This window comes from Micrococcus sp. KRD096 (assembly GCF_017168495.1).
GTDB lineage: Bacteria > Actinomycetota > Actinomycetes > Actinomycetales > Micrococcaceae > Micrococcus > Micrococcus luteus.
Genome location: NZ_JABFAY010000017.1, coordinates 56,454 through 66,062 on the forward strand (window position 1 = coordinate 56,454; position 9,609 = coordinate 66,062).

General features: G+C 72.5%; 8 protein-coding genes and 1 pseudogene. 4 read left to right on the forward strand and 5 right to left on the reverse strand.

Annotated features, from left to right (window positions below):
- From J1M41_RS08115 to J1M41_RS08125, 3 genes are all read right to left on the reverse strand, one after another.
- On the reverse strand, positions 1 to 1,045 hold a 1,045-nt coding region (locus tag J1M41_RS08115), incomplete at its 3' end, for an RNA-binding protein (protein WP_206451526.1).
- Positions 1,042 to 2,103 carry a glycosyltransferase gene (locus J1M41_RS08120; RefSeq protein ID WP_206451527.1) on the reverse strand — a complete coding sequence of 354 codons (1,062 nt, stop codon included), beginning with the start codon at positions 2,101 to 2,103 and terminating at the stop codon, positions 1,042 to 1,044. The genes J1M41_RS08120 and J1M41_RS08115, both read right to left, overlap by 4 nt.
- Positions 2,100 to 3,023, reverse strand: a complete 924-nt coding sequence (locus tag J1M41_RS08125) for a glycosyltransferase family 2 protein (RefSeq protein ID WP_206451528.1) — start codon at positions 3,021 to 3,023, stop codon at positions 2,100 to 2,102. Before J1M41_RS08125 ends, J1M41_RS08120 begins: the two co-directional genes overlap by 4 nt.
- Before the next feature lie 200 nt (positions 3,024 to 3,223).
- Here J1M41_RS08125 and J1M41_RS08130 point away from each other — a divergent pair, with 200 nt between their 5' ends.
- The 4 genes from J1M41_RS08130 to J1M41_RS08145 all read left to right on the forward strand — a co-directional run bounded on the left by J1M41_RS08130 (position 3,224) and on the right by J1M41_RS08145 (position 7,774).
- A complete protein-coding gene (locus J1M41_RS08130; RefSeq protein WP_206451529.1) occupies positions 3,224 to 4,321 on the forward strand; it encodes a PqqD family protein in 1,098 nt (365 codons plus the stop codon).
- A 247-nt stretch (positions 4,322 to 4,568) separates the two neighbouring features.
- Positions 4,569 to 5,648 carry a catalase family protein gene (locus J1M41_RS08135; RefSeq protein ID WP_064845788.1) on the forward strand — a complete coding sequence of 360 codons (1,080 nt, stop codon included), beginning with the start codon at positions 4,569 to 4,571 and terminating at the stop codon, positions 5,646 to 5,648.
- A 24-nt stretch (positions 5,649 to 5,672) separates the two neighbouring features.
- Positions 5,673 to 6,389 (forward strand): hypothetical protein, encoded by a 717-nt coding sequence (locus tag J1M41_RS08140; RefSeq protein ID WP_044496629.1) that lies wholly within the window; start codon positions 5,673 to 5,675, stop codon positions 6,387 to 6,389.
- Positions 6,389 to 7,774 carry a peroxidase gene (locus tag J1M41_RS08145; RefSeq protein WP_044496630.1) on the forward strand — a complete coding sequence of 462 codons (1,386 nt, stop codon included), beginning with the start codon at positions 6,389 to 6,391 and terminating at the stop codon, positions 7,772 to 7,774. The genes J1M41_RS08140 and J1M41_RS08145 overlap by 1 nt, the downstream gene beginning before the upstream one ends.
- Positions 7,775 to 8,010: 236 nt before the next feature.
- Here J1M41_RS08145 and J1M41_RS08150 read toward each other — a convergent pair whose 3' ends face one another.
- Positions 8,011 to 9,156 (reverse strand): glycerol-3-phosphate dehydrogenase/oxidase, encoded by a 1,146-nt coding sequence (locus J1M41_RS08150; RefSeq protein WP_241247856.1) that lies wholly within the window; start codon positions 9,154 to 9,156, stop codon positions 8,011 to 8,013.
- A gap of 35 nt (positions 9,157 to 9,191) precedes the next feature.
- A pseudogene (locus J1M41_RS08155) lies at positions 9,192 to 9,485 on the reverse strand (integrase core domain-containing protein); the annotation flags it as partial.
- Between the last annotated feature and the right edge of the window lie 124 nt (positions 9,486 to 9,609).

Consider the following 9,609-nt stretch of genomic DNA (forward strand, 5'->3'; position numbering starts at 1 on the left):
GCTCCGGGGTGCGGCCGGGCCGCCACCGGGTCATGCCGTAGCGCTGCCAGAACCCCTCGAGCCAGGCGGGCGGCTCCGGGTGGACGGCCCACGCGGGCCTGCCGGCCTGCGCGGCCTCGAGGATCCCGGTGGAGAAGACGGCGGCCACGGGCCCGCGGGTGGCGACGAGGGGCGCCCCGGCGTCGTCGATCCGCACGCCGGCCCTGCGCCAGGCCGCGTGCTGGCCGCGGGAGAGACGGTCCCGCTCGGCCGGGTGGGGGCGGTAGGCGGCGCCGGTGGCCCGCACGTACTGTTCGGCGGCTGCGGCGAAGTCCCGGCGGGGCAGCTCGGCGCCGTGCAGCTGGCCGAGGAACACCCCGGGGCCGTCGTCTCCGGCGCCCGAGAGCGCGGGCGCGGTCCGGCGGGCCTGCTCCAGCAGCGCCGATCCCACCGGGACGGCCTCCACATCGGCGCGGCCCTGGGTCCACCAGTCCGCGTCCGCGCTCGTGAAGGCGTACAGGGTGGCGTCCTGCGGGACGGGCGGCGTGGACACGGCCAGCAGCCCGTGCTGGACGACGCCGATCCGCGCCCCCCGCTGCCGGGCCCAGCGCACGGCGGCGCGGCCCGAGGGCAGGTACTCCCCCGCCACCAGGACGCGGCAGAGCCCGGACAGGCGATCCCTCACGACGTCGGCGGTGGCGGCGTGCTCCCGGTGGCCCGCGGCCCCGGGCAGGGCGGGTGCGTCACCGGCGGGCAGCACCCAGCCGACCCCGGCGGCGACCTCCGGCCGCACCGTGGCCAGGGCGGCCACGGGCGAGGCCAGCGCGGCCAGCTGCGTGGGGCCGAAGGACTCCAGGGCGACGAGGGTGTGCACGTCCCCCGCCGGCAGGAGCAGGCGCGGGACGTCGTCGCCGGTGAACCGGCGGCGTGTCAGGGCGCCGGCCACGCCGCGCACGGTCGAGCGCGCGGTGTCCGCGGCCCGCCGGGTCAGCGGCCACTGGGCGCGCTGCCACGCGTGCCAGCGCGGCAGGTCCTCGGAGCGCCAGAAGAGGGGCGCGTCGGTCATGCCCACCACCCCTGGGCCATGGCCGCCCGGTGCGCGAACGTGTGCTCCGCGTGCGACCGGCGGCGGCCGGCCTCCCGGATGCGCGCCCCCCAGGCGGGATCCGCGACGACCCGGCGGCCCAGCTCGATGAGGTGGTCCGCGTCCTCGAAAACGAGCACCTCCTCGTCCGGGACGTAGAACTCGGCCACGTCGGCCCGATCGACCAGCTGGAGACCGCCCATGCCGGGCACCTCGAAGGTCCGCATCGCGTGGCCGGCCTGCAGCCCGTGGATGTTGATGGCGCCCGCGGCGGCCGCCTGCACGGCGTACGCCTCCTCGAGGGGGATGTCGCGTTCGGCGGGCAGGTCCGGCCGGGCCAGCTCCCACGTGCGCAGGCGGTCCACCGGGTGGTGGCTCCACTGACGCCCGTAGGCGCGCACCGGCACCCCGGCCGCGGCCAGGCGGGTGAGCAGCTCCACGCGATTCGGGTAGCGCGAGCCCACGAAGACCAGTTCGTCGCGCCGCGGCACCTGGGGCAGCGCCATCGCCGGGTCGAAACCGTTGGGCATGTAATGGGCGTCCACGCCCTCGCCGGCCAGCAGCTCGGCCTCGGAGCGGGCGTAGCTGAGCACCGGCCCGACGGAGCGTAGGAACTCCATCGAGTAGTCGTGCCGCGCGAGGTCGTCGTACAGCCAGAGCATGCGGGGCAGGCCCGCATCGAGGATCTCGGACCAGAAGTCCTCGCCCAGCGAGTCCCCCTTGATGACGAGCACGCGGTCCGGCCGGGCCTCACGCAGCGCGGCCACGGCCCGCCCGGTGTCCCAGGCGACCCGCGCGGCCGTGCGGTCCACGCCCGCCTTCTGCGGCAGCTCGAGCAGCCCCTTGTTCCGCAGCTTCATGCCGAGCGTGGCGTAGGCGTCGTAGCAGTGCACCGTGACGTCGAAGCCCTGGGCAGCCCACGCCGCCGCGATGGAGCGGTGGTAGCCGTGGAACGCCGGCGAGACGAGGAACAGCCGTTCCGGTGAGCGGCCGCCCCGCGCGTCGGGCGGCGCGGGCACGGTGTAACCGGTGGCGCTCATCGGCGCTGCCCCTTCCAGACCAGCGCGTGCTCGTCCCGGAGCACGGCGCGGGCGTCCACGTCCACACCCCGGGCCTGCCGGAGCGCGTTCACGGCGAAGTTCGCCCCCGTCGCCGCGGTGAGCGCGGCCTTGAGGGCCCGGGGGTGACCGAACTTCCGGGCGTAGCGGTAGCGGGAGTCCACCAGCCAGCCGCGCCGGCGCAGCGGGTCCGAGGAGCCGTGCAGCCCGTGCGGCACACGGACGGCCGGGACCACGATCGACGGCACGCCGCGCTCGCGCAGGCGACGCTGCAGATCGACCTCCTCGGAATTCATGAAGTACTCCTCGTCGAACCCACCGACGGCGCGGACCTGTGCCATCGGCAGGAGCAGCACGGCGCCCATCACCCAGTCGACCGCCACGGGCGAGGCGGACCGGGCCGCCGCGACGTCGTGCCCCACGGCCTCGTGGAGCATGTCCAGGTGACGGAAGCGGGCCAGCGGGGTCAGCCACTCGACGGTCTGGTGCAGGACCGTGGGGAAGTGCCGGCCGGACCACTGCGGCGTGCCGTCCTCGTTGACGACCTGCGGGCTGACCACGGCCGGCTGGTACGGAGCGGCCGCAGCCACCAGCGCGTCGATCTGCGCCCCCATGATCTCGGCGTCCGAGTTGAGGACCAGGGCCAGCTCGGTGGTGACCGCGGCCAGGCCGGTGTTCACGTTCGCCCCGAACCCGCCGTTGCGCTCGCGGCGCACCACGGTCAGTCGCGGATCGTGCGCCTCGGGGTACGGGGTGGGCGAGGCGTCGTCCGAGACCACGACGGCGGCCAGCGCGTCTCCGGGATCGGTCAGCAGGCGGTCGACGAGGGCGAGGGTGGGGGTCGGATCGCCGTAGTGCGGGATCACCACGGTCACCGCCGCCGTGGGCGACTGGGCTGCCATGCGGGCTCCTCCCTCAGCTCGGATGGACGGCGCACTCAGCGCCCGAGAACCTGTGTCGAGTATAGGGAGGCTCTGGCGAAGACCCGTGCCAGCCGGTGGGGCGGCGCCATGGCCGCCCGCACGGCTCTCAGTACACTGACCGGACAGCCACGGGATGGAAAGGGTGAGCCATGCCCGGCGCCCAGGGGGAGGACGAAGCCATGAGCGAGACCACCGCGTTGCGCATCGGCACCGGTCTCGATGCCGTGACGGTGAGCGGCCTCACGGGAGACGAGCGCGCGGAGGTCATCGCGTCCTGGGCCCGGTGCGGTGTGGAGGCCGTGGAGACGCCGGCCCGCGCGGATGCGCACCGCGGCGCCGACACCGCGCGTCCGTGGCTCCAGTGGCACGAGGACCTGGTGTTCCTGGCGACCTCACGGGCGATCGAGTCCGCCCGCGGCACCCACCTGCTGTTCCATGCCGCGTGCCTCGCCGCACCGGACACCGGGGCGGCGATCGTCCTGGTGGCGGCGTCCGGGACGGGCAAGACGACGGCCACGCGCCGGCTGGGACCCCATTTCGCCTACCTCACCGACGAGACGGCGATCATCGCACCAGACGGCCTGACCGTCACGCCCTACCCCAAACCGCTGTCCCTGCTGGGGTCACGGGGGGTGCGCCCGAAGACCCAGCGAGGCCCGGACGACCTGGGTCTCGGTCCGACCCTCCCCGACGCCCGGCTGGCCCGGATCGCCGTGCTGGACCGCGTGCGGGATCCGGCAGGCCCGGTGACGCCGCGAGCGGAGGCCATGGAACTCGTGGCCGCGCTCGCGGCGCTCGTCCCCCAGACCTCCTCCCTCTCCCTGCTCCCCCGCGGTCTCGTGACGCTCTGCCGCGTCCTCGACGCGGTCGGCGGCGCCCAACGCCTGGTCTACGCCGAAGCCGAGGACCTGCGGGGCGTCGTCGACGGCCTCCTGGCGGCCCCGCCCACGCCCGTCACCCCCGCCTGGGAGGCACTCACCGAGGAAGAGCTCTCGGCCTCCGTCGGAGTGGCAACCCCGGGCGCGGTGTCCCGCTGCGCCGTCGACGACGGCATCCTGACCGACCACGGCCGCCTGGTCCTGCTCGCCTCGGACCGCCTGGTCGTGCTCGACGGTCTGGGCCCGTCCGTCTGGCTCCTGCTGGACGAGCCGCGGACGGCCGCCGACGTGGTGGCCTGCCTCCGCACCGAAGGACCCGTGCCCGAGGACGCCGAGGCCCGGGTGGCCGCCGCCCTGACCGCACTGGCCGAGCACGGGCTCGTCGACGTCGCTCTCTGACCCGGGCCGCCCCACAGCCCGCTCCGACGACGCCCCTGTACTACGCGTTCCGCGGGATGCCGCTGGATAAGGGCGGGTACAGATCCCCGGGCAACGCGTCTTACTCTCTCCGCTCTGTGGACAATTCTTGATGAAGTCCACGGAGCCCCTCTTCAAGGAGGTCCTGGACCACGACGATCTTCGAATCGTCTGGCGTCAAATTGAGTCCAGTACAATATTGTTGTCACGATGTCGAGGAGGCATACCGATGAACCCCATCCGCTACCACGATGACGTCGAGGTCCCCGTCGAGAACGAGGCCGAGATCTCCCAGCGAATCGTCGAACGAATGGCCGCCACCCAGGCGGAGAACGCCGACCGTCACCGCCACGCCCACCGCGACGCGCACGCCAAGAGCCACGCGATCATCACCGGGCAACTCACCGTCCACGACGACCTGCCGCACGAGCTCGCGCAGGGCATCTTCGCCACCCCCGGCACCCACGAGGTCGTCGCCCGCCTCTCGTCGGCACCCGGCGACATCCACTCCGACGAGATCCCTGCCCCGCGGGGTTTCGCGCTCAAGATCATCGGCGTGGAGGGCGAGCGCCTGTCCCCCGACCTCGGTGGCGCCAACCAGGACTTCCTCATGGTGAACTTCCCGACGCTCGCGTTCGGCACCGTGACCAAGTACGAGGACATGCTCGACATCCTCGAGAAGAACGCGAGCAACCCGGCCGCCGCGCAGAAGGCGGTCTCCGCCGCCGCCCGGGGCATCGCCTCGATCACCGAGAAACTCGGTCGCACCCCCGGCGCGACCGTCCAGGGCCTCGCGAACGACTACTCCCACATACTCGGTGAGACCTTCTACACCCAGGCCGCGATCCGTTACGGCGACCACGTCGCCAAGATGTCCCTCGCGCCGACCGGGGAGGTCGCCGAGCTCACCGGCGTCGACGTCGGCGACGACTTCGACGCGATGCGTACCGCGGTCGTCCGCCACTTCATGACCAAGGGCGCGACGTACGAGCTGCGGGTGCAGCTGTGCACCGACCTCGAGGAGATGCCGGTCGAGGACGCCGCGGTGCTGTGGCGCGAGGACCGTTCCCCGTTCCGCACCGTCGCGACCGTCCGGTTCGACCGGCAGGACGTGTTCACCCCCGAACGTCGCGTCGCCGGTGACGACCGGCTCGCGTTCAACCCGTGGAACGGCGTCGAGGCGCACCGGCCGCTCGGCTCGATCATGCGCGTCCGCAAGCTCGCCTACGAGTCGTCCTCGCGGCAGCGGCACGACCTCAACGCCGTGGCCCGCCGGGAGCCGGACTCCCTCGCCGACCTCACCGCCTGACCCCTCACCCCCTTGGAGGACCCCATGAACGAGAAGCTGACGTCCGAACAGACCCGCATCGACCCGCGCCTCTCGGAGGAGAGCCGCATGGAGGAGTTCCGCCGCGTGGTCAAGGAGGTCGCGGCCGACGCGCCGACGATCTCCCAGATCGCGATCAACTCCCTGCTCACCGACAAGAACCCGCTCCACGAGGGCACGTACGAGTCGGCCGGCCGGGCCGGTGCCCGCTCCGGCAACGTGTCCGAGCTGACCGCCATCGCCGACCTCAGGCCCGGCGGCGCCGACCGGCTGCGCCGCATCTTCGGCCTCACCGGCGGCGACTTCGACGGCGCCAAGCGCGTCTCGACGCTGCACAACATGCGGTTCGTGTTCCTCGACGACGACACGCGTGTGCTGTTCGCCACGGCCTACGACGGCGACTGGGACACCTACATCGACGACTTCGCGACGAAGATCCCCGAGCTCATGGACCTGTTGTTCGCCAACGTCGAGGGCTGGCCGGGGATCGACTCCCCGAAGGTCAAGGACTTCATCGCCGACCACCAGATCGACGCCGCCGCGTGGTTCGTCGCGAACCCGCAGGTGACGGTCGTGGACGTGCGCCGGTACCAGCGCATGGAGCAGGCCCTGGACACGTTCTTCGACGCGATGGCGGCGAACACCGCGATGGACGCGACGACCCGGGAGGCCCTGTCGGCGCTGTCGGACGCGGTGGCGACGCCGCAGGGGGTGGACTACTGATGCCGTTCGAGCACCTCAGGGAGCTGCGCAAGCGGTTCCGTCGGGAGAGCGTCACGCTGCAGCTCGACGACATCCAGTCCCTCATCCTGCGGTCGCGGCCCGAGCCCTACGTCGGGATCCACGCGGGGTTGCGGGTCGACACCCCCGAGGGGGGTCGTGCCCTGCTGGGGCGGCTCGTCGAGTACGTCCCCTCGGCGCAGGACTGGACCGCGGACATGCACGCGTGGACGGGGGTGGCGATCAGCCACGCCGGCCTCAAGGCGATGGGCCTGCCGGAGGAGTCCCTCGCGAGTTTCCCGCTGCCGTTCCGGCAGGGCATGGCGGCCCGCGCGGGCCAGCTCATGGACACGGGCGAGAACGCCCCGGAGACGTGGGAGGAGTTCTACAAGGACGACTCCCTGCACGTCGCGGTGACGATCTACGCCGACTCGGAGGAGTCCCTGGCGGACGCCGTGGAGAAGGCTCTGGGGTACCTGGAGGAGATCGACGGGGTCACCCTGCTCGGCACGCACGCGTTCGGGGCGCCGGATGCGGCCAACCCGTTCGGCTACCACGACTCGCTCAGCCAGCCGCTCGTCGCGGGCGCCGGCGTCGACGCCCTCCCGGGGCAGGAGCGGGCCATCGCGGCGGGCGAGTTCATCCTCGGGGAGGACAGCGAGACGGGTTCGCCCGTCGCCATGCCCTCGCCGGACGTGCTGGGTCGTAACGGCTCGTTCGTCGTGCTCCGCAAGTACGACAGCCGTGTCGGCGCCTGGAACGACTTCCTCCGCGAGCACGCGGAGGAGGACACGCAGGAGTCCCGCGACGCCCTCGGCGCGAAGCTCGTCGGCCGGTGGCGGTCGGGGGCGCCGCTCGTCCTCTCCCCCGAGAAGGACGACGTCGACCTCGGCATGGATCAGTCCCGCAACGACGACTTCGACTACTCCGACGACCGCCGCGGCCTCATGTGCCCCCACTCGGCGCACGTGCGCCGCATGAACCCGCGCGGCAGCGAGCTGACGATCCTCACGGACGAGAACATCCACCGGATCATCCGCCGCTCCTCGACGTTCGGCCCCGAATGGGACCCCGACCTCACCGCCGCCGACGACAAGGACGACGAGCGCGGCCTGTTCTTCATCTTCATCAGCGCCCGCGCCTACGACACGGTCGAGTTCCTCCAGCAGGAGTGGATCAACCGCGGCAACTTCGTCGACCTCGGCACCGAACGCGACCCCGTCGTCGGACTCCACGAGGAACCGGGCCGGTTCACCATCCCCGACCGCCCCGTCCGCAAGCGCGTCGACGGCGTGACCACGTTCAACCGCCTCCGCGGCGGCGAATACATGTTCATGCCCTCCCTCACCGCCCTCCGCTGGATCGCCGACGCGGGCTGGGAGAGCTGACCAGGCCGGCGGATCGAGACCGGCGCTCGCCCGGTCGTCCGCACCGGCGATGAGCGAGAGGCCCCCTCCCAACCCGGGAGGGGGCCTCTCGAGTCGGAACGCCGTGGCTCTGGGGCCGTCCGCGCCCTCGGACCTCACGAGGGCGAGCACGCGCTCGACGCGCTCAGCCGTGTCGATGGCCCCCTGCCCCTTCCTCCTCTCCCCCTTTCCCGATGACGTCATCCGGGGGGCGGGGGTCAGGTGGTCGCGAGTTCCAGGACCTGGGCGGCGACCTCGCGCGCGGCGGGGACGGCGGACTCGACGAAGGAGGTGCGGGTGCGGCGTTCGACGAGGTCCTCCACCGTGAGGGCGCCCTCCGCCAGCACGCCGAAGAGCATCTCCGCACCGGTGTAGGCGACGCCCTCGGCGACGGGGCCCGCGAACCGGGGGTACCGACGGCCCAACTCCGCGACACGACCGGCCTCGGTGCCGTAACGGCGCACGAGACGGGTCGGTTCCTCGAGACGGGCCAGCACCTCCCGCGGCGCCGCGCCCACGAGCGGGAGCGTCCTCGTCCGGCACTCCCGGTCCGTCCCGAGACGACGGCAGGCGGCGTCCACGGCGTCCTCGGCCATCGTGCGATAGGTCGTGAGCTTGCCCCCGGCGATCGTCAGGGGCCGGCCAGGTTCGTCGATGAGCAGGTGCTGTCGGGACACGTCGGCGGTCGCGCCCGCCTCGACGAGTGCGCGCTCCGCGCCCTCCGACAGATCCCCCGACGCGCCGTGCTCGCGCCTCTCCCCGAACCCGTGCCTCCCGATCCGCCTCTTCGTCCCTCCCGTCGACCCGCCCGACGGAGTCGGCAGCACCAACGGCCGCAGCCCGGCGAACCGGCCCACCACGTCCTGCCTGGTCAGGGGGCGCTCCAGCGCGCGGTTGATCGTGGCGAGGAGGAAGTCCTCGTCGGATTCCGGCACCGGCGGAGCGATGCCGTCGACCCCGGGAGCGGCGTCGTCGGTGAGGCCGACGAGCACGAGGCCGTCGCTCTGTGGCAGAGCGAACACGAACCGGCCGAAGTGACCCGGCACCGGCGCGGTGAACACGGCGCTGGGACACCCGAGCGCCTCGGCCCGCACGACCAGGTGGGATCCGCGGCTCGGCGAGATCCGCAACGACGGGTCGTGTTCACCGGCCCACACGCCGGTCGCCGAGACGACCGTGCCCCGAGCCTCGACGCTCTCGCCCGTCGTCTCGTCCGTGAGGGTGAGTCGGTCCTCACGCAGGTCGGTCGCGGCGCACCGGGTGAGGACGTCCGCGCCGTGCGCCGCGGCGGTGCGGGCCAGCGCGATCACGAGGCGGGCGTCGTCCTCGAGCTGACCGTCGGTGTAGTAGACGGCACCGCGCAAGGGCCCTACCCCCGGATCTTGGACACGGGGTGTGATTACGCAGCCGTCGGCAGCGTAGCGGTGTTGCCGGTCTCGTAGAGGACCGGCGGGACGTAGCGGCACCACGAATGGCGTCGCTTGGTGTTGTAGCGGACGAGCCACCTGAAGACCTGCCGGCGGCAGACCAGTTCGTTGCTCCAGCAGGCGGCGTCTTGGAGAACCTCGCGCTTCATGGTGGCGTTGAACGACTCGGCCAACGCGTTGTCCGCGCTGGACCCGACGGCGCCCATGGACTGGGTGACGCCGAGCTTGCGACAGAGCTTGGCGTAGTCCTTCGAGCAGTAGACGGCGGGTTCAACCGGTCGTTGCAACACCGTGCGTTGAGAGCGAGCGTAGCTGCTCGGCGAAGACCTCCGCGGGAGTCTTCCAGTCCAGGACCTTCCTGGGCCTGTTGTTCAGCGTGTACGCGACTGC